Below are 339 nucleotides of genomic sequence, written 5' to 3'. Positions count from 1 at the left end.
CATCCAGGTTATTCACCGCCAGCGTAACGGCTTGGTCCGTGTGGTTACCCGCCCCATCAGTAGCTGTGACGGTAAAGCTGTAACTGGACTTGGTCTCATAGTCGGCATCCGCCAACAAAGTCACTTCACCGGTGCTGGCATCAATCGAGAAGTACGCCGCATCGTCGCCTGAGAGCGAGAAGGTCACACCATCAGAGATATCTGCGGAGTCATCAGCGGTGGCGGTATACACCACTTGCCCGGCACCGCTGTTTTCATCGATGGCAGTCGCGGTATCACCAGAGGTAATCGTCGGTGCGACTTCATCGAGGTTATTGACCGCCAGGGTGACGGTTTGAT

General features: G+C 55.8%; 1 protein-coding gene. It reads right to left on the bottom strand.

The features are described from left to right. Positions 1-339 (bottom strand): cadherin repeat domain-containing protein (locus Q4563_RS17730; RefSeq protein ID WP_303605438.1); only part of this gene is annotated, 339 nt, incomplete at both ends.

The organism is Gilvimarinus sp. 1_MG-2023, assembly GCF_030548285.1.
The sequence above is the reverse complement of the archived record's forward strand: the minus strand, read 5'-3'. Positions and strand labels throughout refer to the sequence as shown.